This is a genomic window from Streptomyces xylophagus (assembly GCF_000716435.1).
GTDB classification, from domain to species: domain Bacteria; phylum Actinomycetota; class Actinomycetes; order Streptomycetales; family Streptomycetaceae; genus Streptomyces; species Streptomyces xylophagus.
Window position 1 is genome coordinate 110,786 of sequence record NZ_JNWO01000005.1, and the last position, 24,277, is coordinate 135,062.

The 24,277-nt window shown below is 71.9% G+C and carries 3 protein-coding genes; 1 reads left to right on the forward strand and 2 read right to left on the reverse strand.

Annotated elements, in window-relative coordinates; all coding sequences use genetic code 11:
• Positions 1 to 2: 2 nt before the first annotated feature.
• Positions 3 to 1,070: a FecCD family ABC transporter permease gene (locus OO70_RS11895; RefSeq protein ID WP_043668160.1), complete on the reverse strand. Its 1,068-nt coding sequence runs from the start codon at positions 1,068 to 1,070 to the stop codon at positions 3 to 5.
• Positions 1,067 to 2,092: a FecCD family ABC transporter permease gene (locus OO70_RS11900; protein WP_174479416.1), complete on the reverse strand. Its 1,026-nt coding sequence runs from the start codon at positions 2,090 to 2,092 to the stop codon at positions 1,067 to 1,069. Before OO70_RS11900 ends, OO70_RS11895 begins: the two co-directional genes overlap by 4 nt.
• Positions 2,093 to 2,319: 227 nt before the next feature.
• On the opposite strand from OO70_RS11900, the gene OO70_RS11905 reads away from it, so the two are divergent.
• Positions 2,320 to 24,273, forward strand: a complete 21,954-nt coding sequence (locus OO70_RS11905) for a non-ribosomal peptide synthase/polyketide synthase (RefSeq protein ID WP_043668165.1) — start codon at positions 2,320 to 2,322, stop codon at positions 24,271 to 24,273.
• The last annotated feature ends 4 nt before the right edge of the window (positions 24,274 to 24,277 follow it).

Sequence of the window (24,277 nt, forward strand, 5' to 3'; positions counted from 1 at the left end):
GATCAGCCTCCAGAGCCCGCGCGGTTGACGCGGATGAGCAGCCACAGCAGGACCGGCGCGCCCAGGGCGCCCGTGACGATCCCGACCGGCAGTTCCGTCCCCGGGATCGCCTCGCGGGCGAGGAGGTCGGAGCCGAGGACGACGAACGCGCCGGTGAGACCGGAGACGAGCGGGGGCGGCGACGAGGTGCCCGCCAGCCGCTGGGCGATCTGCGGACAGGCGAGCGCGACGAACGCCACCGGACCGGCCGCCGCCGTACCGAACGCGACGAGCCCGACCCCGGCCAACAGCAGTGCCAGCCGCACCGGTTGGACGGGTGTGCCGAGCCCGGCGGCCACGTCGTCGCCGAGCATTAGCGTGCGCATCCAACGGCCCATGCCCAGCGTGACCGGCAGCAGCACGGCCAGGGCGATGGCCAGGGAGTCCACCTGACTCCAGGTCCGGCCGTTGAGGTTGCCGACCAGCCAGCCGAGGGCCGCTTCCGCCTCGAAGCGATTGCCGCGTGCCACAAGGAAGTTGGTGGCGCTGGAGCAGATCCAGGACACGCCGATGCCGACGAGGATGATGCGGTACCCGGTGGCCCCGCCCTTCCACGCCAGCGCGTACACGAGGAGTGCGGTGGCGAGGGCGCCGAGCAACCCGAGCGTCGACAGGCCGAGCCCGCCGGTCCAGCCCAGAACGACCGCCGCCACCACGGCGGTTCCGGCGCCCTCGGTGAGACCGATCATGTCGGGGCTGGCCAGCGGGTTGCGGGTCATCGTCTGGAACACGGCCCCGGAGACCCCGAACGCGACCCCGACCAGCAGTCCGACCAGGGCGCGCGGCAGCCGTAGATCCTGGACGACGATGACCGTGCCCGCGTCGCCCGAACCCCACAACGCCCTGATGACGTCGGTGAACGCGACCGGGTAGTCGCCGATCGTCAACCCCCAGCAGAACAGCAGGAAGGCGCCGACCGCGACGCCAACTCCCGTAAGGAGCAGGCGCGGACGCAGTACGCCGGACACCGGGGGGAAGGTGAGCCGGAACGGTCGGTTACTCAAGGCGGCTGGTGGTGCGGACACGCTCATACCTCCGCGAGCTTCCGGCGGCGGACCAGGACGATGAAGAACGGGCCGCCGAGGAAGGCGACGAGGACACCGGCCTGGATCTCGGTCGGGCGGTCCACCATCCGGCCCAGGATGTCGGCGGACAGCAGCAGCACGGGCGCGAGCGCGGCGGACAGCGGCAGCAGCCAGCGGTAGTCGGGGCCGATGCCGACCCACTGGGCGAGGACGCGCGCGATGTGCGGGACGACCAGACCGAGGAAGACGACAGGGCCGATGACGGCGACCGACGCGCCGGTCAACAGCACGACGGCGGTGACCCCTTGGAGCCGTACCAGACCCAGCCGCCGTCCCAGGGAGGCGGCCACGTCGTCGCCGAGGGCCATGCTGTTGAGGGCGGGCGCGCAGGACAGGGCCAGTACGGCGCCGACGGCGAGGAAGGGCAGGATGCGCACCAGGTCGCCGGAATCCTGGTCGGCCAGGGTGCCGGCGGACCAGAAGCGGTAGCGGTCCAGCGCGTCCTGGTCGGTCAGCACGATGGCGCTGGTGAACGACTGGAGCAACGAGGTGACGGCGACCCCGGCGAGCGCCAGTTTGACCGGCGTCGCCCCGGACCTGCCGAGCCGCCCCAGGAAGAAGACCACGACACTCGCGACCAGCGCCCCGCCGAACGCGAACCACACATAGCCGTAGAGCGAGGTGGCCCCGAGCACCCCGACCGCAAGGACGATCGCGAAGGACGCGCCCGCGCTCACCCCGAGAATCCCCGGGTCCGCGAGCGGATTGCGGGTCAGGGCCTGCATCAACGCACCCGACAGACCGAGGGCCGCGCCCGTGGTCAGGCCGAGCAGGGTGCGCGGCACGCGTACCGACCAGATGACGTTGTCGATCAGCCGGCTCGGCGGATGGCCCAGCACCGAGCGCACGACCTGGTCGAGCGGAACGCTGAGCGCGCCCAGCGCGACGGACAGCAAAGACAGCAGAACGAGGAGGGCGACGACGAGGGTCACCAGCACCGTGGTGCGAAGCCTTCTGCCTGAAGCCACGTGCCGGTCTCCATGTCGTCTTCCGGGTCATCTTCCGTGCGCCGGAGCCCTGTTGGCGGACCACCGGACAGCCCCGCCAGCAGCTTAGGTGAGCATAACCTCAGTGGCTGTGACGTGGACCTGTGGTTCCGGGGTAGGTCTATCAAGTAAGGCAATGCTTACCTTACTATGCGAGCGGTCGCGGCTCCGCTGAGCCGTTCCGCACGCATTGGGAGGCACGGGCAGCTGTGGCGGGCAACACGCTTTCTTCCGCACGGGCAACGGCGACGAACGACTTCTGGCGACGGCGCTTCGCGTCACCGGTACCGGAGACGTCATTGCCCCTGGACTTCCCCCGCCCACCTCGCCAGGACAGCACGGTGTCCCGCGCGCGACGCACGGCCCCCCTCGCCGTCACGGCCGACGCGACCACCCAACTCGCCGCCTTCGTCGCCCTGTTGCACCGCTACGGCGGCACGACGGCCACCGAGACGGCAGTGGCCCACGAGGGCCTCCCGCTGCGCGTCACGATCGACGGCGACACCCCGTTCACCCAACTCCGCGACCAGATCGAGGCCGTACGCGCGGAGGCCACGGCCCACCACCTGCCGACCACCGATCTGCTACGGCTCCTCGCCCCCGAACCCTTCCGCGGCGGCGGCCTGTTGTGCGCCACGGGCTTCGGACCGGCCCCCTGGGACGAGAGCGCCCCACTGGACCTGGCGCTGACCGTGACCGACGGCGCGGTGTCGGCGGACTACCGCACCGACCTCTTCTCGCCCGCCACCGTCGACCTGATCCTCGGCCACTACGGCACCCTCCTCGCCGACGCAGTAGCCCGCCCGGCCACCCCGGTCGCCGACCTCGAACTCCTCGGCGCGGACGAACGGCACCGCATACTGCACGGCTGGAACGACACCGCGCACGACGTCCCCGCGCTCACCTGGCCGCGCATGTTCGCCGACCAGGTCGCCGCCCGCCCGCAGGAGATCGCCCTCATCCACGAGGACGTCCGCCTCACCTACGCCGAACTCGACGCCCGCGCATCGAAGTTGGCGCACGCCCTGGTGGCCCGGGGTGCCGGTCCGGAGCGGGTCGTCGCGCTCGCCGTACCGCGCTCGGCCGACATGATCGTCGCCGAGGTCGCCGTCCTGAAGGCGGGCGCCGCCTATCTGCCCGTCGACACCGACTACCCGGCCGACCGCATCGCCTACATGCTCGCCGACGCCCGCCCGGTCTGCCTCGTCACCACCGCCGAGATCGCCCCCGACCTCCCGCCGGACCTGGACCCGCTGGTCCTCGACGCCCCGGACACGGTCGCGGAGCTGGCGGCCCATCCCGCCCAAGGGCCGTCCACCGCCGACGAGTTGACTACCGCGCACGCTGCCTACGTCATCTACACCTCCGGCTCCACCGGCCGCCCCAAGGGCACGGTCCTCTCCCATGCGGGTGTCGCCAAACTGGTCGCGACCCAGCAGGAACGTTTCGGGATCGGCCCGCACAGCCGTGTCCTCCAATTCGCCTCGCCCAGTTTCGACGTGGCGTTCTGGGACCTCTGCCTCGGCCTGCTCTCCGGCGGCCGCCTGGTGGTCGTCCCCGCCGACCGCCGCGTCCCGGGCGCACCCCTTGCGGACTATGCGAACGAGTACGGCATCACCTTCATGATCCTCCCGCCGGCGCTGCTCGCCGCCATGCCCGAGGACGTCCAACTCCCGTTCGAGTCAACCCTGTTGGCGGGCACGGAACGCGTCTCGCCCGAGTTGGTCGGACGCTACGCGCGCGGCCGGATGATGTTCAACGCCTACGGCCCGACCGAGGCCACCACCAACTCCACCCTCGGCCTGTGCGACCCGGACACCCCGGCCGGCACCATCGTGCCCATCGGCATCCCCGACCCCGGCACCCGCGCGTACGTCCTCGACGACCGCCTCCGCCCGGTCCCCGCAGGTGTCACAGGAGAGCTCTACCTCGCGGGCGACGGCCTGGCCCGCGGCTACCTCGGCCGCCCCGCGTTGACCGCCGAACGCTTTGTCGCCGACCCCTTCGGCGCCCCCGGCGAACGCCTTTACCGCACAGGTGACTTGGTGCGCTGGAAGGCGGACGGCCGCCTGGAGTTCCACGGCCGCGTCGACACTCAGGTCAAGATCCGCGGCTTCCGTATCGAGCCCGGCGAGATCGAGTCCGTCCTGCGTTCCCACCCGGCCGTCGACCAGGCCGCCGTGGTCGTCCGCGAGGACCGCCCCGGCGAACGCCGCCTCGCCGCCTACGTCGTGCCCTCACTGGACGCCGACCCGAGCCCCGACGAGGGGGTCGCCGACTGGAAGGACCTGCACGAACTCCTCTACTCCGCCGCCGGATCGGACGGTTTCGAGGAGAACTTCGCCGGCTGGAACAGCATGTACGACGGCCTGCCCATCCCCCTCGCCGACATGCGCGAGTGGCGCGAGGCCACACTCGACCGCATCCGCGCGCTACGGCCCCGCCGCATCCTGGAGATCGGCGTCGGCTCCGGCCTGCTGCTGTCCCGGCTCGCCCCGGACTGTGCCGAGTACTGGGGCGCCGATCTCTCCGAGGAAGCCGTACGCGCCCTGGACGCCCAGGTGTCCGCCGTCCCCGAACTCGCCGACCGCGTCACCTTGTTGGCCCGCCCCGCGCACGATCTCACCGGACTGCCCGAAGGCCACTTCGACACCATCGTCGTCAACTCCGTCATCCAGTACTTCCCCGGCGGCGACTACCTCACCGGCGTCCTCCGTGACGCGGCCGCCCTCCTTGCCCCCGGCGGCGCGGTGTTCGTCGGCGACGTACGCAACCTGCGCCTGCTCCGCACCCTGAGCGCGGCCGTCGAGAGCGGACGCGCACGGGACGAGGCGGCGGACGACAAGGAAGCCCTGCGCGCCGCCGTCGACCGGGCCGTCGCCTGGGAGGGCGAACTCCTCGTCGACCCCGACTACTTCACCACCCTCGACGGCCTCACCGCCGACATCCGCGTCAAGCGCGGCACGCACCACAACGAACTCACCCGCTATCGCTACGACGTTGTGCTGCGACCGCAGGTGGATGCGTCGGAGCAGATGCCCGAGTCGCCCTGGCCCGCGCTCGGTTCGGCCGGCGCCCTTGAGGCCCTGCTCGCCGACCGCCCGGACCGGCTGCGGATCACCGGCATCCCCAACTCCCGCCTCGCCGACGACCTCGCCGCGCTCACCGCCCTCGACGACAGCAGCAGGCCGGCCGCCGGACCGTATGGCGTGGACCCCGAGACCCTGTACGAGATCGCCGAGCGGCACGGTTACGAGGTGGCGCTGACCTGGAACGGGGACGCGGAGGACGGCAGTTTGGACGCCGTGTTCGCCCTCGAAGAGGAGGCACAGGCCCGGTACCGCCCCGGAACCGGCCACCCGCTCACCAACCGCCCTGCCCCCTTCCGCAACGTCAACGCCCTGATGTCGACCCTGCGGGCGCACGCCACCGAGTACCTGCCCGACTACATGGTCCCGGCCGCGTTCGTCCCGCTGGACCGGCTGCCGGTCACCCCGAGCGGCAAGCTCGACGCCGCCGCGCTGCCCGTACCGGACCTCACCCGGATCAGCGCGGGCCGGGCCCCCGAGACACCTCGCGAGCGACTGCTCTGCGACCTGTACGCGCGGGCGCTCAAGGTGCCCTCTGTCAGCGTCGACGACGACTTCTTCGCGCTCGGCGGCGACAGCATCGTCGCGGTCCAACTCCTCATCCTCGCTCGCCGGGCAGGCCTGGAACTGACCCCGCGTGACGTGTTCCGGCACCGCACGGTCGCTGAACTCGCCACGGTCGCCCGCACCGGGACGGCCGATCTCATTGCAGAAACCCCGTGGCAGCCGCTGGGCGACGACGAACTCGCCTCGCTCCAGGGAGAGTTCCCCGTCACCGTCGAGGAGGCGCTGCCGCTCGGCCCGCTCCAGGAGGGCTTCTTCTTCCACGCCCTGGTGGACGGCGCCGAACTCGACGCGTATGTCGTGCAGCAGGTCATCGAGCTGTCGGGACCGGTCGACGGCACCCTTCTGCGCACGGCCGCGCGTCGCTTGCTGGACCGGCACGCCCCGCTGCGCGCCTGCTTCCGCCAGACGCCCGACGGCCGCCCCGTCCAGCTCATCGCGTCAGGCCTCGAACTGCCCTGGCACGAAGTCGACCTGTCCGCACAGGACGACCCCGCGGTCTGCCGCGCCCTCGCCGAGGCCGTCGCCGCCGACGAACGCGCCCACCGCTTCGACCTCGCCCACCCACCACTGATCCGCTGCGCCCTCATCCGCTTCGGCGAGGACCGCAGCCGACTGGTCCTGACGTTCCATCACATCGTCGCGGACGGCTGGTCGCTGCCCGTCCTGCACCGCGAACTCCTCGCGCTCTACGGCGAGAACCCCGCACCTCTCCCCGAAGTCGCCCCCTACCGCGGCTACCTGCGCAGGATCGCCGGCGCCGACCGCGAGGCAGCCCGCGCGGCCTGGCGCACCGCGCTCGCCGGGGTCGAGGAACCCACCCGACTCGTCGAGGCCCCCGCACCCGCCGGACCCGTCGAACCCGCCCAGATCCGCGTCGAGTTGACCGAGCGGATCACCTCACGCCTCGCCGCCCGCGCCCGGGAACGCGGAGTCACCCTCGGCACCCTCGTGCAGGGCGCCTGGGGTCTGCTCGTCGGTCGTATGACGGGCCGCCAGGACGTGCTGTTCGGCACCACCGTCGCCGGACGTGACGCCGCCGTCGACGGCATCGAGTCGATGATCGGCCTGTTCATCAACACCCTGCCCACCCGCCTGCGTTGGGCCCCCGGCGACACCCTGGGCGCGCTGCTCGACCGGCTCCAGGAGGAACAGAGCGCACTCCTCGACCACCAGCACCTCGGCCTCGCCGACATCCAGCGCGCCACCGGCCACGCGGGCGACGGCGAACTCTTCGACACCCTCGTGGTGTTCGAGAACTACCCCGGCGGCGAAGGCGCCCCGGGCATCACCGACCCCACCGGCACGATCGCCGTCGCCGGGCACGCGTTCCACGACGCCGTGCACTACCCTCTGGCCCTCATCGTCAAGCCCGGCCGCCGCCTGGACCTGCGCCTCAAGCATCACGCCCGGCGCCTCGACGCAGACGCCGTGCAGTCCCTCGCCGACCGGCTCACCCTCGTCCTGCACACACTGGCGGACGACCCCGGCGCCCGAGTCGCCGACCTCGACCTGCTCACGCCGGACGAGTTGGCAGACGCCCACTCGGCGGGGGAGACGCGGCCGGTCCCGGCCACCACGCTCGCCGCCGAGTTCGCCGCGCAGGTCGCGCGTACTCCGGACGCTACGGCTGTCGTCTTCGACGGTACGACCCTGACCTACGCCGAACTGGACGCGCGGGCCGAGGAGTTGGCGGCGCGGCTGCGGGCCAAGGGTGCGGGCCGAGAACGGTTCGTCGCCGTCGCCGTACCCCGCTCGGCAGAGCTGATGGTGGCGCTGCTGGGTGTTCTGAAGTCGGGGGCCGCCTATCTGCCCCTCGACCTGGACTATCCGGCCGAGCGGCTCGCGTACATGCTGGCCGACTCGGGGGCGACCACGGTCGTCACGACGGAACGGGACGCGCAGCGGCTGCCGTTGGTCGAGGGACTCGACGTGCTTCGCGTGGACACGGAGGGCGGAGAAGCCCTGTTCGGCGGAGTCCCGGACCCCGCCCGCCCCGACGACCCCGCCTACCTCATCTACACCTCCGGCTCCACCGGCCGCCCCAAGGGCGTCGTCGTCACCCACCGCGCCATCGGCAACCGCCTGGCCTGGATGCAGGGCGAGTACCAACTCACCGCCGATGACCGGGTGTTGCAGAAAACGCCGTCCAGCTTCGACGTGAGCGTCTGGGAGTTCTTCTGGGCGCTGTGCGAGGGCGCGGCCGTCGTGCTCGCCGCGCCGGACGGACACCGCGACCCCGCCTATCTGGCCCGCCTGATCCGGGCCGAGGGCATCACGACGATGCACTTCGTGCCGTCGATGCTGGAGGCGTTCCTCGCCTCCGACGAGGTCACCGCCGACCCCGCGTGGGCGGGCAGCCTGCGCCGCGTGTTCAGCAGCGGCGAGGCCCTGTCCGGGTCCGCCGCCCACCGCTGGCACGAGCTGACCGGCGTCCCGCTGCACAACCTCTACGGCCCCACCGAGGCCGCCGTCGACGTGACGTACCACGCCTACGACGGCACGCCCGACACCACCGTGCCCATCGGCCGACCCGTGTGGAACACCGGCCTGCGCGTGCTCGATTCCTGCCTGCGCCCGGTGCCCGACGGAGTCCCCGGCGAGCTGTACCTGACCGGCGTCCAGCTGTCCCGCGGCTACCACCGGCGCCCCGCGCTCACCGCCGACCGCTTCGTCGCCGACCCGTACGCCACCGAGCCCGGCGCGCGCATGTACCGCACCGGCGACCTGGTGCGCCGGCGCCCCGACGGCACGATCGACTACCTCGGCCGCACCGACCGCCAGGTCAAGATGCGCGGCAACCGCGTCGAACTCGGCGAGATCGAGGCCGAGTTGACCCGAGTGCAGGGTGTGGCACGGGGCGCAGTCGTCATCCGCGACCAGCGGCTCGTCGCCTACGCGGTCCCGGCGTCCGGAGCCAGGCTCGACGCCGCCGAACTGCGCGCCGCCCTCGCGGACGCGTTGCCCGCGCCCTTGGTCCCGGAGGCGTACGTCGTCCTCGCCGACCTCCCGCTCACCCCGAGCGGGAAGTTGGACCAGGTCGCGCTGCCCACCCCCGAGGCCGAGCGCGCCGAACGCCGGGCGCCCGCAGGGCCGTTGGAGACCCAGCTCACCGAGATCTTCGCGGCCGTCCTCGGCATCGAGGACGCGGGCCCCGACGACGACTTCTTCCGCCTCGGCGGCGACAGCATCAGCTCCATCGGCGTCGCGAGCCGCGCTCGCGCGGCGGGCCTGGACCTGAGCCCGCGCGACGTGTTCACCCATCGCACACCGGCTGCCCTCGCGGCGGCGGCCGGCACCACAACGGCCGTCCTGAGCAACCGAGTCGAGGCGTTCACTCTCACCGACGCCGACCACGCCCGAGTCCGCGCCGTCGCCGCCCCGGCGGAGGTCGCCGACGTATGGCCGCTGGCCCCCCTCCAGGAGGGCCTGTTCTTCCACTCGGCGTACGACGAGGGCGCGTTGGACGTCTACACCGTCCACGAGACCTTCGACTTCGCCACCCGCCTTGACACCACCCGTCTGCGCGCCGCCGTCCGCACGCTTCTCGACCGCAACCCGGGCCTGCGCGCGGGCTTCACCAGCGACGGCCTCGACCAGCCGGTGCAGTTCATCGTCGAGGACCCGGAGATCCCCCTCGAAGAGGTCGACCTCTCCCTGCTCCCCGCAGCCGAACAGGACGTACTCCTGAGGGAGTTGACGGACGCCGAGCGCAACCGCCGCTTCGACCTGTCCGCACCCCCGCTGTTCCGGTTGCTCCTGCTCCGCCTCGGAGCGGAGCGCGGCGACCGGCTCGTCGTCGGCCGCCATTTGATCCTCTGGGACGGCTGGTCGGCATGGCTGTTCCTCGACGAACTGTTCGCGCTCTACGAGGCGGGCGGCGACGCGAACTCCCTGCCTGAGCCCGGCAGTTACCGCGACTACTTGACCTGGCTGGAGGAGCAGGACGACTCGGTCGCCACGGCCGCCTGGCGCACTGCGCTGGCCGGTCTCGACGAGCCCACCCTGCTTGCGCCCACCGCCGCCGACGGCTTGGAACCAGTCATCCCCGACCAGCTCGACATACGCCTGTCCGCCGAACTCGGCGAGCGGCTCCGCGAGTTGGCCCCGGCTCACGGACTGACCCTCAACACGATCCTCAACGCGGCCTGGGGACTCACCCTCGCCTCCGCGACCGGCCGGTCCGACGTCGTCTTCGGCACCACTGTCGCAGGCCGCCCCAGCGAGGTCCCGGACGTCGGCAACATCATCGGCCTGTTTCTCAACACCGTCCCGACCCGTATCGCCCTCAACCCCGCGGAGCCGGTCCTCGACCTGCTCCGCCGCATCCAGGGTGAGCGCCTCGACCTCATGCCGTACGAGCACCTCAGCCTCGGTGTCCTCCAGGCCGAGACCGGGCACCGCAAGCTCTTCGACACGCTGTTCGTGCTGCGCAACAACGACACCGAGGAACGGCTGGCGGACCTGAAGACCCGGCACGGCGCCACCGCCGTCGCCAACGTCGACGCCACCCACTACCCGGCCAACCTCGTCATCACCCCGGGCCGCGAGATCGCCGTCACCCTCACCCACCGCCCCGACCTCGTCCCAACTGACCGCGCCCAGGCGCTCCTCGACCGTTTCGCCCTGCTCGTCGACCGCCTCACCGCCGACCTCACGGCACCGGTCGGCTCCCTCGACCCGCTCCTGCCCGCCGAACACGAGGCGCTACGGAGGGAGTCGGCGGCCAGCCGTGTCCCCGACCCCGAGGACACCATCGCCGACCTGCTGGCCGCACAGGCGGAACGCACCCCGGACGAACGGGCCCTCGTCTTCGGCGAGCGCAGCATGACGTACGCCGAACTCGACGCCGCCGTCAACAGGATGGCCCGGCTGCTGATCGACCGGGGCGCCGGCCCCGAGAAGGTCGTCGCCCTCGGCCTGCCGCGCTCCCTCGACATGGTGGTTGCCCTCTTCGCGGTACTGCGCACCGGAGCGGCCTATCTGCCACTGGAGTTGGACCACCCGGCCGACCGGCTCTCCCTGATGCTGGCCGACGCCCGCCCGCTCCTCCTGCTCAGCACCACGGCCGTATTCGCCACGCTGGACGGCGAGATGGCCCGCGTCCTGCTCGACGACACCGAGATCAAGGGGGAGTTGGCGGCTCAGTCGGACGTCCCCGTCCGCCGTCGCTTCAGCCTCGAACACCCCGCCTACGTCATCTACACCTCCGGCTCCACCGGCCGCCCCAAGGGTGTCGTCACCCCCTATCGGGGCCTGACGAACATGCAGTTGAACCACCAGAAGGAGATCTTCGAGCCCGCCATCGCCTCGGCCGGCGGCCGACGGCTGCGCATCGCGCACACCGTGTCCTTCGCCTTCGACATGTCGTGGGAAGAGCTGCTCTGGCTGGTCGAGGGGCACGAAGTGCACGTCTGCGACGAGGAGTTGAGGCGTGACGCCGAGGCGCTGGTCGCCTACTGCGAACGCCATCGCGTCGACGTCGTCAACGTCACGCCCACGTATGCGCGGCTGTTGATCGAGCAGGGTCTGCTGGAAGGCCACGTCCCGCCACTCGTACTCCTCGGCGGCGAGGCCGTACCGGAGACGGTGTGGACGGCCCTGCGCGACACCGAGGGAACGTACGGCTACAACCTCTACGGGCCGACCGAGTACACCATCAACACCCTCGGCGGCGGCACCCTCGACAGCGACACTCCCACCGTCGGCAAACCCATCCGGGGCACCCGTGCCCACATCCTCGACGCCTGGCTGCGCCCCGTGCCCGACGGTGTGCCCGGTGAGCTGTACATCGCCGGAATCGGCCTGGCCCGGGGCTACTTGGACCGGCCTGCGCTGACCTCCGAGCGCTTCGTGGCCGACCCGTTCGGTGAGCCCGGCGAGCGCATGTACCGCACCGGCGACCTGGTCCGCCGCAACCCCGACGGCAACCTCGACTTCCTCGGACGCACCGACGACCAGGTCAAGATCCGCGGCTACCGCATCGAACCCGGCGAGATCGAGACCGCCCTCAGCCGCCACCCGCTGGTCGCCCAGGCCGCCGTGGTCGTCCGCGACGAACGCCTCGTCGGCTATGTCGTCCCGTCCGGCGCCGACTCGGCCGAGCGCACCGCCGCCGAGGCCGCGCAGGTGGGGGAGTGGCAGGAGATCTACTCCGACGAGTACGAGGAGATCGGCACCGCCGTCTTCACCGAGCAGTACGACGGCTGGGACAGCTCCTACGACGGACAGCCCATCCCCTTCGAGGAGATGCACGAGTGGCGCGAGGCCACCCTCGCCCGCATCGGCGCCCTCAAGCCCCGCCGCATCCTCGAAATCGGCGTCGGATCAGGCCTGTTGCTGTCCCGGCTCGCCCCGGAAGCCGAGGCCTACTGGGCAACCGACTTCGCCGCGCCCGTCATCCGCAAGATCGGTGAGGAGGTCCGGCGCGACCCCGCACTGGCCGCCAAGGTCGAACTCCGCTGCCGCCCGGCCGAGGATCTGAGCGGCTTGCCGTTCGCGTACTTCGACACCATCGTCATCAACTCCGTCATCCAGTACTTCCCGAGCATCGACCACCTCACGACCGTTCTGCACGGTGCGATGGAACTACTCGCGCCCGGCGGCGCCCTGTTCGTCGGCGACGTCCGCAACCTGCGCCTCGCCGGCACCTTCCACACCGAGATCCAACGCACCAGGGGCACCGCCGAAGCGGACCTGGAACGGGCGGTGGAACGCGGCCTGCGCCTGGAGAAGGAACTCCTCGTAGACCCCGACTACTTCACCACCCTCGGCTACGGCGTCGACCTGCGCACCAAGCGCGCCCAGCACCACAACGAGCTGAGCCGGCACCGCTACGACGTCGTCCTCTACGCCGACGAGCCGGACGTACGTCTGGACAACGCCCCGTCCGTCGACTGGGCCACCGGCAACACCATCGGTGAACTCCTGCGCGGAGACTGGTCGTCGGCCGAGGCGATCGGTCAACTCCTGGACGGCAACTGGTCCGCGACGGGGGTGGCCGGTGAACGCCCGCGCGGCGAACGCCCGGAGGCGCTCCGCTTCACCGGCATTCCCGACGGTCGTACGAGTGACACAGGCGTCGATCCCGAGCACCTGCACGAACTCGGCACGGCGGCCGGATACCGGGTGCTGACGACCTGGTCGGAGCAGGACGGGACGTACGACGCCGTGTTCCTGCGGTCCGGCGAACTCCGCCTGACCGGCGGCCTGTTCCGTCCTGGCGGCGGCATCCATCCCTACGCCAACGACCCGACCGCCGCCCGCGAGGCGAGCGCCCTGGTCCGCAGGCTGCGTGAGGACCTGGGCCGCGAACTGCCCGACTACATGGTGCCGTCGGCCTTCGTCACCGTCGACGTCCTGCCCATGAACGCCAACGGCAAGCTGGACGTCCGCGCCCTGCCCGACGCCGAACCCGCCGTCGCTCTCGGCGGCGGACGCGGTCCGCGCACCCCGCAGGAAGAGGTGCTGTGCCGTCTGTTCGCCGAGGTGCTGGGACTTCCCGAGGTCGGCGCGGAGGACAACTTCTTCGACCTGGGCGGACATTCACTCCTTGCCACCCGGCTGGTCAGCCGCGCCCGCACCGAGCTGGGTGCCGAACTCGCCATCCGTGACCTCTTCGAAGCCCCGACTCCCGCCCTGCTCGCGGGCCGTGCGGACACGGCGAGCCCGGCCCGCCCGGCGGTCACCCCGGTCGCGGACCGACCGGCCCGCATCCCGTTGTCGGCCGCCCAGCGACGGCTGTTGCTCGTCGAGCAGATCACCGGCAGCGGAGTCGCCTACAACTTCCCGCTGGTCTTCCGGCTGCGCGGAAGCCTCGACACCGAGGCACTGGCCGCCGCGCTGCGAGATGTCGCCGGACGCCACGAGGCGCTGCGGACCGTGTTCCCGACGCACGTGGGCGAGCCGTACCAGCGGATCGTGCCGGCCGAGGAGGCGGACCCCGCCTGCACAGTCGTCGACTGCGCAGAGGACGAACTGCCCGCACTGATCGAGTCCGCCCAGCGCCGCCCCTTCGACCTCACCGCCGAACTCCCGCTGCGCTGCGAAGTGTTCAGGCTCGGCCCGGATGAGCATGTGGTGGCAGTCGTCCTGCACCACATCACCACCGACGAGTGGTCCGACCGCCCCTTCCTCGCCGACCTCGACATCGCCTACGCGGCCCGCAGTGAGGGACGGGAGCCTGCCTGGGCGCCGCTGCCGGTGCAGTACGCCGACTACACCCTCTGGCAGGACGACCTCCTCGCCCGCACCGGCGAGGCCCAACTCGCCCATTGGGCCGAGGCCTTGCGCGGTCTGCCCGACGAACTTGCCCTGCCCGCCGACCGACCGCGCCCTGCCGAGCCGACCGGCCACGGCGGCAAGGTCCGCCTCGAACTGTCCACTGCCACCGGCCACGCCCTGCGCGGCCTCACCACCGCCACCGGCACCAGCATGTTCATGCTGTTCCAGGCGGCCACCGCCGCACTGCTGAACCGGCTCGGCGCGGGCGACGACATCCCCCTCGGCGCACCGATCGCAGGCCGCACCGACGAGGCACTCGCCGACCTGGTGGGTTTCTTCGTCAACACGCTGGTGCTGCGCACCGATGTGTCTGGCGACGAGTTGACGTTCCGCGAACTCCTGCGCCGGGTAAGGGAGTCGTCCCTCGCGGCCTTCGAGTACCAGGATCTGCCCTTCGACCGGGTGGTGGAGGCTCTCAACCCGCCCCGTGCGGCCGGTCGTAACCCCCTCTTCCAGGTCATGCTCGGCTACCACCACCGCCCCGACGGCGACCCGGACGTGCTCGGTCTTGACACCGAGTGGTTCGACATGGACACCGGCATGGCCAAGTTCGACCTCCACTTCACCTTCGTCGACGAGACCGGCCGCGACCGTGTCGTCCTGCTCCTGGAGTACGCGACCGACCTCTTCGACGAGTCGACCGCCGAGCGCATCGCCGGCCGCATGGCGCGCCTGCTGGACCACGCGGCAGCTGAACCCGACCGCGCCGTAAGGGAATTCGACCTCCTGGAGGACACCGAACGCGCCCTGGTCCTGGGGGAGTGGAACGCCACCGAACACCCCGTCCCGGTCACCACCCTCCCGGAACTCTTCCGCGCCCAGGTGACCCGCACCCCCGACGCCACGGCCCTCGTCTTCGAGGGACAGCGGCTGACGTACGCGGAGCTGGACGCCCAAGTGGAGCGCACGGCCAGGGTGTTGGCCGCGCTCGGCGCAGGCCCCGAGCAGACCGTGGCCGTAGCCCTCCCGCGCTCACTCGAACTCGTCGTCGCCCTGCTCGCCGTCCACCGATCCGGAGCCGCCTACCTCCCGCTCGACCCCGACTACCCGGAGGACCGCCTCGCCCTCATGGTCGAGGACGCCCACCCGGTGTACGTCATCCGCGACACCCTGCCGACGGGGCCGGAGGGGCAACTCCCCACGTCCTACGATGCGTCGAGCCCCGCGTATGTCATCTACACCTCCGGTTCGACCGGTCGCCCCAAGGGCGTCGTCGTCCCGCACGAGGGCATCGTCAACCGGCTGCTGTGGATGCAGGACGCCTACGAACTGACGCCCGCCGACCGCGTGTTGCAGAAGACGCCGTCCAGCTTCGACGTGTCCGTGTGGGAGTTCTTCTGGCCGCTGATCACCGGCGCCACCCTGGTCGTCGCCCGCCCCGAAGGCCACCGAGACCCGGCCTACCTGGCCCGGCTGATCCGCGAACAGGACGTCACCACCGTCCACTTCGTGCCCTCCATGCTCCAGCTCTTCCTGGAGGAACCGGCCGTAGCGGAGTGCACCGGCCTGCGCCGGGTCATGTGCAGCGGTGAGGCCCTGCCCGTCGCCCTCACCCACCGCTTCCACGACATCCTGGCCACCACCGAACTCCACAACCTCTACGGTCCGACCGAGGCCTCGGTCGACGTGACGGCCGTAGAGATCGGACCCGCCGCGACGAGCGTCCCGATCGGCCGCCCGGTCTGGAACACCCGCACCTATGTCCTCGACGCCGGACTGCGCCCGGTACCGCCCGGTGTCCCGGGCGAGTTGTACCTCGCGGGCGTCCAGCTCGCGCGTGGCTACCTCGACCGGCCGGGGCTGACCGCCGAGCGGTTCGTCGCCGACCCGTACGGCGCGCCCGGCACACGGATGTACCGAACGGGCGACCTGGCCCGCTGGAACGCCGACGGGACCGTCGAGTATCTGGGGCGCACCGACGACCAGGTGAAGGTGCGCGGCTTCCGTGTCGAACCCGGCGAGATCCAGGGCGTGTTGACCACGCACCCGTCCGTCGCACACGCCGTCGTGGTCGTGCGGGAGCAGAGCCTTGTTGCGTACGTGGTCCCGGCCGGGGGCAGTGGTTCGGCGGATGTGACCGGAGCGCGCACCCGCACAACCGCCGCCCCGATCGACGTGACCACCCTGCGCGCCCACACCGCCGCCGCGCTGCCAGCCCACATGGTCCCCGCCGCCTTCGTCGCGCTGGACGCGCTGCCGCTCACCCCGAACGGCAAGCTCGACCGCGCGGCCCTGCCCGCCCCGGACTTCACTGCCGCCACCGGCACGGACGCGGGTACGTCGCCCCGTAGCCCGCGCGAGGAGATCCTCGCCGGACTCTTCGGCGACATCCTCGGCCTCGAACGCGTCGGCGCAGACGACGACTTCTTTGCCCTCGGCGGCCACTCCCTGCTCGCCATGCGCCTGGTCAGCCGCGTCCGTACGGCACTTGGCACCGACCTCACCGTCCGTACCGTCTTCGAGGCGTCCACCCCCGCATTGCTAGCCGCCCGCCTCGACGACCGGGCCGGTGGCCTGCCCGCCCTCGTCCCCACCGACCGCCCCGACGAACTCCCGCTCTCCTACGCCCAGCGACGCCTCTGGCTGCTGCACCGCATCGAGGGCCCGGGAGCCACCTACAACATCCCGGCCGCCTGGCGCCTGACCGGCACACTCAACCGGGCCGCGCTGGCCGCCGCGTTGAACGACGTCGCCGTACGGCACGAAAGCCTGCGCACGGTCTTCCCTGAGCGGGACGGCCGCCCCCACCAGGTCGTGCTCGACCAGGCGTCGGTGCCCCTCCACCACAGCCGGGTCACGGAGGCCGAACTGCCCGGCCTGCTCGCAGAAGCCACCGCACGCGGCTTCGACATCGACCGTGAACTCCCGCTGCGCGCCCACGTGTTCGAGGTGGCCGAGGACGAGCACGTACTGCTGCTGGTGCTGCACCACATCGCTGGCGACCAGTGGTCCGACGGGCCCCTGTGGCGAGACCTGGCCACCGCCTACGAGGCCCGCCGCGAGGGACGCCCGCCCGCGTGGGCGCCGTTGCCGGTGCAATACGCCGACTACGCCCTCTGGCACCGCGAGGCACTCGGCGATCCCGACGCTCCCGACAGCCGCCAGTCCCGCCAACTCGCCTACTGGCAGCACACCTTGGCAGGCCTGCCGGACGAACTGGCCCTGCCCGTCGACCGCCCCCGCCCGCTGGAGAGCAGCCACCAGGGCGGCGCAGTCGGACTGACTCTCGATGCCGAACGGACCCGACAACTACGCGCGTTGGCCCGCCGCCACGGCGTCAGTATGTTCATGGTCACCCAGGCTGCCGTCGCCGCACTGCTGCACCGGCTCGGAGCCGGGGACGACATCCCGCTCGGCGCGCCGATCTCCGGACGGGCAGACGAACACCTCGAAGACCTGGTCGGCTTCTTCGTCAACACCCTTGTTCTGCGCACCGATCTCTCCGGCGACCCCACGTTCGCCGACCTGCTCGCCCGCGTCCGGGACACCGACCTCGCCGCCTATGAGCACCAGGATCTGCCCTTCGAGCGCCTGGTGGAGGCGGTCAACCCGGCCCGCTCGCTAGCCCGGCACCCGCTGTTCCAGGTGATGGTCGTCCACCTCGACGACGAGGGCGCCACCCCCGCCCTGCCCGGCCTGACCGCCCGCCGTGAGGAACTCGGCCAGCAGGGCGCCAAGTTCGACCTCAGCTTCGACTTCGTCGAGCAGGGCGAGGACGGTATGCGGTGCTGGATCGAGTACAGCGCCGACCTCTTCGACGAGTCGGCCGCCGAACTCCTCGCCCAACGATTGGAGTTGCTGCTCGCCCAGGTCGCCACCGATCCGGGCCGACGCGTCGGCGCGCTCGACGTCCTGCGCGACGACGAACGCGCCCTCGTCCTCACCGACTGGAACGCCACCGCCAGGACCGTCCCCGACCTCACCCTGCCCGAGCTGTTCCGGTGCCAGGTCGCCCGCACCCCCGAGGCCACGGCCGTCGTCTTCGAGGACACCGCCCTCACCTACGCCGAACTCGACCTGCGGGTGGAGAGGTTGGCGCACACCCTCGCCGCGCAGGGAGCGCAGGCAGAGGCCGTCGTCGCCGTCGCCCTGCCGCGATCCCTCGCCCTCGTGGTCGCGCTGCTCGCGGTCCACCGCGCGGGTGCCGCCTATCTGCCTCTCGACACCGGTTACCCGACCGACCGCCTCGCCTACACGCTCGCCGACGCCCGCCCGGTCTGCCTGGTCACCACGGAGGGCGTCACCCTCCCGGACACCGATGTGCCCACCCTCACGGTGGACGCGGACGGCACCCCGAACCAGCCGGCGTACGCACCCCTGCCCACGGCCCACGACCCACGCCACCCGGCCTACGTCATCTACACCTCCGGCTCCACCGGCCGCCCGAAGGGCGTCACCGTCCCCCACCAGGGCATCACCAACCGCCTGTTGTGGATGCAGGACGCGTATCGCATGGACGCCGACGACCGGGTCCTGCAGAAGACCCCGGCCGGATTCGACGTGTCGGTGTGGGAGTTCTTCTGGCCGCTGATCACCGGTGCCACGCTGATCGTGGCCCGCCCCGACGGCCACCAGGACCCGGTCTACCTCGCCGAACTGATCCGGCGTCAGCACATCACCACGGCCCACTTCGTACCGTCGATGCTGCGCGCCTTCCTCGACGAGCCCGCCGCCGCCGACTGCACCGAACTACGCCAAGTCATGTGCAGCGGCGAGGCGTTGCCGTCCCCGCTGGCCGCCCGATTCCACCAGGTCCTCCCGGACACGCGCCTGCACAACCTCTACGGCCCCACAGAGGCGTCCGTCGACGTCACCGCCCACGAGGTACCCGCCGACCCGGCCGCCGTGCCGATCGGCCGCCCGGTGTGGAACACCCGCACCTATGTGCTCGACGCGGGACTCCGTCCCGTACCGCCCGGTGTGGCCGGTGAACTGTACCTGGCGGGCGTCCAGTTGGCGCGCGGCTACCTCGGCCGCTCCGCCCTGACCGCCGAGCGGTTCGTCGCCGACCCGTACGCCACCGAGCCCGGCGCCCGCATATACCGCACCGGCGACCTGGCGCGCTGGACCCGGGAGGGCGAACTGGAGTACCTGGGCCGCGCCGACGACCAGGTCAAGCTGCGCGGCTTCCGTATCGAACTCGGCGAGATCGAGACCGTTCTCGCCGGCCACCCGGGCGTCGCGCACGCCACCGTCGTCGTACGGGACGAACGGCTCGTGGCGTACGTCGTACCGGTCGGCGCCCCGGCGGACTCCGCCGAACTGCGCGCCCACACCGGCCAGTTGCTGCCAGACCACATGGTCCCGGCCGTCGTCGTCACCCTCGACGCCCTCCCGCTCACCCCCAACGGCAAGCTGGACCGACGCGCCCTGCCCGCCCCCGACTTCGCGGCCGAGGTCACCGACACCCGCCCGCGCACGGCGCTGGAGGAGACTCTCTGCGCGCTAGTCGCTGACGTTCTCGGTCTCGAACGCGTCGGTGTCGAGGACGACTTCTTCTCGCTCGGCGGCGACAGCATCGTCGCCATGCAACTGGTCGCCCGCGCCCGCGCCGCCGGACTCACCTTCAGCCCGCGTGACGTGTTCCGCCACAAGTCGGCCGCAGGGCTCGCCACCGTCACCACCGCCACGGTCACCGCCGAGCGCAACGCCGACACCGTGCTGCTCGACCTCACCGCCGACGAGCGCGCCGAACTCGCCGCCCTGCCCGCCGGAACCGAGATCCTGCCCGTCTCCCCGCTCCAGGCCGGCCTGCTCTTCCACGCCGCCCTCGACTCCGGCGACGACGGACCGGACGTGTACACCGTCCAGGTCTCCTACGACCTCGAAGGCCCCCTCGACACCGACCGGTTGCACCTCGCCGCGCAGGCCGTACTCGACGCGCACGAGAACCTGCGCAGCGGCTTCCGGCACCTGTCGTCCGGGCGGCCCGTCGCCGTCGTACCGCGTACGGCCGTACTGCCGTGGCGACAACTCGACCTGACCGACGACCCCGAGGAGTGGGAGCGTCTGCTCGTTCAGGAGCGGCGCCGCTTCGACCCCGAACGGCCGCCGCTGCTCAGGCTGTTGCTGGCACGGCTCGGTCCGGACCGGCACCGGCTCGTGCTCTCGCACCAGCACCTCCTGCTGGACGGCTGGTCGTTGCCTTTGCTCACCGCCGAGTTGTGGGCACGCTACGAGGGCCGCACCCCGGTGGCGCCCGCCCCTTATCGCGAGCACTTGCGGCTGCTCGCCGCCCAGGACCCGGCAGCCTCCGCAGCCGCGTGGGCCGAGGCCCTCGGCGGACTCGCCGAGCCCACCCGGCTCGCGCCCGTCGACCCCGACCGTGCCGCCGTCGTACCGTCCACCCACACCGTGGAGTTGGACCCGGAACGTACGGCGGAGCTGGAGGCGTTCGCGCGGCGCCAGGGCGTCACCGTCAACACTCTGGTCCAGGCCGCCTGGGGCGTGCTGCTCGGCCGGCTCACCGGACGGGACGACGTGGTGTTCGGTGCCACCGTCGCCGGGCGCTCGCCCGAACTGGCCGGGGCCGAGTCGATGATCGGCCTGTTCATCAACACCGTGCCGGTGCGGGTGCGCGTCCGGCCGGAGGAGAGCACGGTCGCCCTGCTGGAGCGGCTCCAGGACGAGCAGTCCCGGCTCATCGCCCACCAGCACCTCGGCCTCGCCGACATCCAGCGGGCCGCCGGACTCGGCGAACTCTTCGACACACTCGTGGTGTTCGAGTCCTACCCGGTCGCCGATGCGGAGGAGGAGGGCGACGGCCCGCGCGTCACCGTCCGCGATCACGAGGACTCCACCCACTACCCCTTCGCGTGGGCGGTCGAGCCCGCCGAACGGCTCCGGCTGACCGCCGAGTTCAGGCCCGATCTCTTCCAGCCGGCCGTCGTACGGCGGATCTCAAACGCCCTGACATCTCTGCTCACCGGCATGGCGGCCGACCCCGACCGTCCCGTCGGCCGCCTCGACCTGCTCGACCCCGCCGAGCGGCACACGGTCCTGGAGACCTGGAACGACACCGCGCTCCCGGAGTCCGAACGCCTCGGCACGGTACCCGCGTTGTTCGCCGCGCAGGCCGCCGCGAGCCCCGACGCGATCGCCGTCACCGATGGCCGGACGACGTGGACGTTCGCCGAACTCGACGCACGCGCTGACCAGTTGGCCCGCACCCTCGCCGGACACGGCGCCGGACCCGAGCGGATCGTGGCCCTCGCGCTTCCCCGCACCGCCGACCACATCGCCGCGATCCTCGCCGTGATGAAAGCGGGCGCCGCCTATCTGCCCCTCGACCCCGACCTTCCGGAGTCGCGCCTGACCGGCATGCTCGACGACGCCGGCCCGGTGCTGATCCTGGCCACGGACGAGACGGCCGCCGCGCTGCCCCCAACCGGCGTACCGGTCCTACGGCTTGACGTCCCGCTCGACGGACTGCCGCAGGCGGAACCCGTCGCCCCCGAACCCGACCACCCCGCCTACGTCATCTACACCTCGGGCTCCACCGGCCGCCCCAAGGGTGTCGTCGTCACCCAGCGAGGCATCGCCAACCTGTTCCACAGTCACCGCCACGACCTGCACGAGGTCGCCAGGCGGCGCACCGGACTACGGCGGCTGCGCGTCGGGCACGCCTGGTCGTTCTCCTTCGACGCCTCCTGGCAGCCGCAGTTGTGGTTGCTGGACGGGCACGCGCTGCACATCGCGGACGACGAGACCCGGCGCGACCCCGAACTCCTCGCAGCCTTCATCCGCGACCGGGGCATCGACTTCATCGAGGTCACCCCGTCGCTGCTCGCGCAGATGGCGGACAGCGGCCTGATCGGTGACGAGGGCGACTGCCCGCTCGCCGTGGTCGGCTTCGGGGGCGAGGCCGTACCCGAGTCGCTGTGGACGCGGCTGGCCGCGCTGTCGGACACCGAGGCGTTCAACCTGTACGGCCCTACCGAGGCCACCGTCGACGCGCTCGTCGGCCGGGTCCGCGACAGCGCAACTCCGGTCGTCGGACGCCCTGTCCACGAGTCCCGCGCCTACGTCCTCGACACCGCCCTGCGCCCGGTACCGCCCGGCGTCACAGGCGAGTTGTACCTGTCGGGACCAGGCCTGGCCCGCGGCTATCTCGGCCGGCCCGAACTCACCGCCGAGCGGTTCGTCGCCGACCCGTACGCCACCAAGCCCGGTGAGCGCATGTACCGCACCGGCGACATGGCCCGCTGGACCGAGGACGGTCTGCTGGAGTTCGCCGGACGCACCGACGACCAGGTCAAGATCCGCGGCTACCGCATCGAACTCGCCGAGATCGAGGCCGCGTTGGACAGCCACCCGGCCGTCGCGCAGACGGTCGTCGTAGCCCGCGAACACCGGCCCGGCATCCGGCAGTTGGTCGCCTACGTGGTCGCCGAGGAGGTGGACGGGGTCGTGCTGCGCGCCCACGCCGCCGCCGCGTTGCCCGACTACATGGTCCCGGCCGCCGTGGTCGTTCTCGACCGGTTGCCGCTGCTGTCCAACGGCAAGCTCGACCGATCCGCCCTGCCTGCCCCGGACTTCTCCGCGCAGGGCGGCGGCCGGGCCCCTTCGGGCGACACCGAGCGCACCCTGCGCGACCTGTTCGCGGACGCCCTCGGGCTGCCCGCCGAGGCGATCGGCACGGACGACGACTTCTTCACCTTCGGCGGCGACAGCATCGTCGCCATGCAACTCGTCGCCCGGGCACGCGCCGGTGGGCTTCGGGTCACGCCCCGGCAGGTCTTCCAGCACCGAACTGTCGCCGCCCTGGCGGCCGTTGCCGTCCCGCTCGGCACCGACGAACGGCACGCCGTACACGACGACGGCACCGGCACCGTCCCGCTCACCCCGATCATGCGCGGCCTGCTGGAGCGCGGCGGACCCATCGCCGCGTACCACCAGGCGGCCCTGGTCCAGACCCCGGCCGACCTCACCGAACCCGGCCTGCTGGCCATCCTCACGGCCCTCGCCGACCGGCACGACATGCTGCGAGCCCGGCTCGTCCGCGCACCGGAGTGGACTCTGCGGGTACCCCCGGCCAAGGACACCGACGTCAGCACCTGGCTCACCCGGGAAGACGTGCGCGACGCGGGCGAAGCTGAGCTGCGCGCCGCCATCTCCCGACACGCTCAGGTGGCAAGGGCGGGGCTCGACCCCGACAGCGGGGCGATGGTGCGGGCGGTCTGGTTCGACGCCGGTGCCGGCCGGCCCGGGCGGCTGCTGATCCTCGTCCATCACCTGGTGATCGACGGCGTCTCCTGGCGCGTCCTGCTGCCCGACCTGGCCACCGCCTGGGCGGCGGTCAGAGGCGGCCGTATGCCCGAACTCACCCCCGTGGAGCTGTCGTTCGCCCGTTGGTCCCGGCTCCTCGGAACCCGCGCCACCGACCCCGCCACCGAGGACGAGCTGCCGTGGTGGACCTCCGCTCTCGCCGAGGGCGCCGAACTCCCGCTGGCCCGCACGCTCGACCCGGCCCGGGACACGGTCGCCACCACCCGCTACCTCTCCCTGACCCTGCCCGCCGACCTCACCGGCCCCCTCCTGAGCCGGGCCCCGGCCGCCTTCGGCGCCACCGTCAACGACGTCCTGCTCACCGCGTTCGCACTCGCCGTCGGCGACTGGCGGGCCCGGGAGTTGGGCGCAGACCGGGCGGGCGGGCCCGTACTGGTGGACGTGGAGGGCCACGGCCGCGAGGAGCAACTCGCGGGCGACGCCGACCTGTCCCGGACCGTCGGCTGGTTCACCAGCGTCGTACCCGTACGACTCGACCCGGGCGAGGCCGACTTGGCGGACGCCTTCGCAGGCGGCCCCGCACTGGACGCGGCGTTGGCCGACATCCGCGCCCATCTCACCGCCCTGCCCACGGCCGGCATCGGACATGGCCTGCTGCGGCACCTCAACCCCGCGACCGGTCCGCGACTCGCCCAACTCGCCGAGCCGCAGATCGAGTTCAACTACATGGGCCGCTTCGACCGCCCGGCGGCAGCCGACTGGTCCTACGCCCCCGAGGACGACGCCGCCGACCTCGACGCCGACCCCGGCCAGCCGATGTCCCACGCCCTGACTCTCAATGCCATCACCGAAGACCGTCCCGAAGGCCCGGAGTTGAGCGCCCACTGGGCCTACGCCGCCGAACTCCTCACCGAGGAGCAGGTGCGAGACCTGGCTCGCACCTGGTTCCGGGCGCTGGAGGCGGTCGTACAACGCGCCGCTGACCTGAACAGGCCCTGACCGA

Bases quoted from the DNA above. Each gene is read 5' to 3' on its own strand.
- OO70_RS11895 (WP_043668160.1), bottom strand. From the start codon at position 1,070: ATGAGCGTGTCCGCACCACCAGCCGCCTTGAGTAACCGACCGTTCCGG.